Annotated in this window: 2 rRNA genes; both read right to left on the reverse strand. The window is 56.7% G+C overall.

The window, feature by feature from the left end:
* Positions 1-373: 373 nt before the first annotated feature.
* A 5S ribosomal RNA gene (gene rrf, locus IE075_RS15490) occupies positions 374-488 on the reverse strand.
* A 134-nt stretch (positions 489-622) separates the two neighbouring features.
* A 23S ribosomal RNA gene (locus tag IE075_RS15495) occupies positions 623-2,515 on the reverse strand; the annotation flags it as partial.

Consider the following 2,515-nt stretch of genomic DNA (forward strand, 5'->3'; position numbering starts at 1 on the left):
ACATGGGAAGACATAGCGCCAGACGCGGCAGGACACGGCGCGGATGCGCCTGTGGGGCCGCAGGCCAGCTCGCTTCGCCAAGTAGATACCGGCTCTACTACCGGCTGCGGATGCTCAAGCGAGCGTCGAACGGGCTGCCACGCTCCGTGCCGAATGCGGGCCCCCGGTCCTGCTTAGCTGGCCCCGAATAGGTCGCAGCCTGACGGGAGCCGTTTGCGCCTCCCGGGAACTCCGTCGCGCTCGGCTGCACCTCGATGGTCAGACCCGTCGTGCCGGCGCCATTGATAATCAGAGCCCGCCGGCCGCCGTTGATCTTCGGCCGCCCAAAAAAGCAAACCCCCGGACCTGCTGGTCCGGGGGTTTGGGGTAAAGCCCCTGGCGATGACCTACTCTTGCATGGCTTAGGCCACACTACCATCGGCGCATGTGCGTTTCACTTCCGAGTTCGGGATGGGATCGGGTGGTGCCACACAGCTATTTTCACCAGGGAGAGGGTGGAGGGTCGCCGGCCGCAGACGGAGTGATCCGAATACGACAGCGCTCACGCTCTCAGAGGGTTGGGACGTAGCGAGGGTCTTGGCGAAGTCGACGTGTCGTCGAGTCCAAGGCCACTTGAGGTTATATGGTCAAGCCACACGGATCATTAGTACAGGTTAGCTCAATACATTGCTGTACTTACACACCCTGCCTATCAACCACCTGGTCTTGATGGTTCCTTTAGGGGAGTCAAGCTCCCGGGAGATCTCATCTTGAGGCGCGCTTCCCGCTTAGATGCTTTCAGCGGTTATCGCTTCCGAACATAGCTACCCGGCAATACCACTGGCGTGATAACCGGAACACCAGAGGTTCGTCCACTCCGGTCCTCTCGTACTAGGAGCAGCCCCTCTCAAATCTCCAACGCCCACGACAGATAGGGACCGAACTGTCTCACGACGTTCTGAACCCAGCTCGCGTACCACTTTAAATGGCGAACAGCCATACCCTTGGGACCGACTACAGCCCCAGGATGTGATGAGCCGACATCGAGGTGCCAAACACCGCCGTCGATATGAACTCTTGGGCGGTATCAGCCTGTTATCCCCGGAGTACCTTTTATCCGTTGAGCGATGGCCCTTCCATACAGAACCACCGGATCACTAAGACCTACTTTCGTACCTGCTTGATCCGTCGATCTTGCAGTCAAGCACGCTTATGCCTTTGCACACAGTGCGCGATGTCCGACCGCGCTGAGCGTACCTTCGTGCTCCTCCGTTACTCTTTGGGAGGAGACCGCCCCAGTCAAACTACCCACCATACATGGTCCCCGATCCGGATTACGGACCCAGGTTAGAACGTCAAGCACATCAGGGTGGTATTTCAAGGATGGCTCCACCGAAGCTGGCGCCTCGGTTTCATAGCCTCCCACCTATCCTACACAGACGAACTCAACGTTCAATGTAAAGCTATAGTAAAGGTTCACGGGGTCTTTCCGTCTTGCCGCGGGAACGCTGCATCTTCACAGCGATTTCAATTTCACTGAGTCTCGGGTGGAGACAGCGCCGCTGTCGTTACGCCATTCGTGCAGGTCGGAACTTACCCGACAAGGAATTTCGCTACCTTAGGACCGTTATAGTTACGGCCGCCGTTTACTGGGGCTTCGATCAAGAGCTTCGCCTTGCGGCTAACCCCATCAATTAACCTTCCAGCACCGGGCAGGCGTCACACCCTATACGTCCACTTTCGTGTTTGCAGAGTGCTGTGTTTTTGATAAACAGTCGCAGCGGCCTGGTCACTGCGACCCCTCTCAGCTATAGCCCGCATGGGCCACCAAAAGGGGTGCACCTTCTCCCGAAGTTACGGTGCCATGTTGCCTAGTTCCTTCACCCGAGTTCTCTCAAGCGCCTGAGAATTCTCATCCTGCCCACCTGTGTCGGTTTACGGTACGGTCTGCGTAAGCTGAAGCTTAGGAGCTTTTCCTGGAAGCGTGGTATCAGTCACTTCGTCCTAATGGACTCGTCTCGGTGCTCGGTCTTAAAGGATCCCGGATTTGCCTAAGATCCAAACCTACCGCCTTTCCCCGGGGCAACCAACGCCCGGTAGACCTAACCTTCTCCGTCCCTCCATCGCACTTACGCGAGGTGCTGGAATATTAACCAGCTTCCCATCGACTACGCATTTCTGCCTCGCCTTAGGGGCCGACTCACCCTGCGTCGATTAACGTTGCGCAAGGAAACCTTGGGCTTTCGGCGTGCGGGCTTTTCACCCGCATTATCGTTACTCATGTCAGCATTCGCACTTCCGATACCTCCAGCAGACTTCTCAATCCACCTTCAACGGCTTACGGAACGCTCCTCTACCGCGCATACAAAGTATGCACCCCAAGCTTCGGTTCATCGCTTAGCCCCGTTAAATCTTCCGCGCAGACCGACTCGACCAGTGAGCTATTACGCTTTCTTTAAAGGGTGGCTGCTTCTAAGCCAACCTCCTGGCTGTCTGTGCCTTTCCACATCGTTTTCCACTTAGCGATGAATTTGGG

The organism is Cognatilysobacter bugurensis (assembly GCF_014652095.1).
GTDB classification, from domain to species: domain Bacteria; phylum Pseudomonadota; class Gammaproteobacteria; order Xanthomonadales; family Xanthomonadaceae; genus Cognatilysobacter; species Cognatilysobacter bugurensis.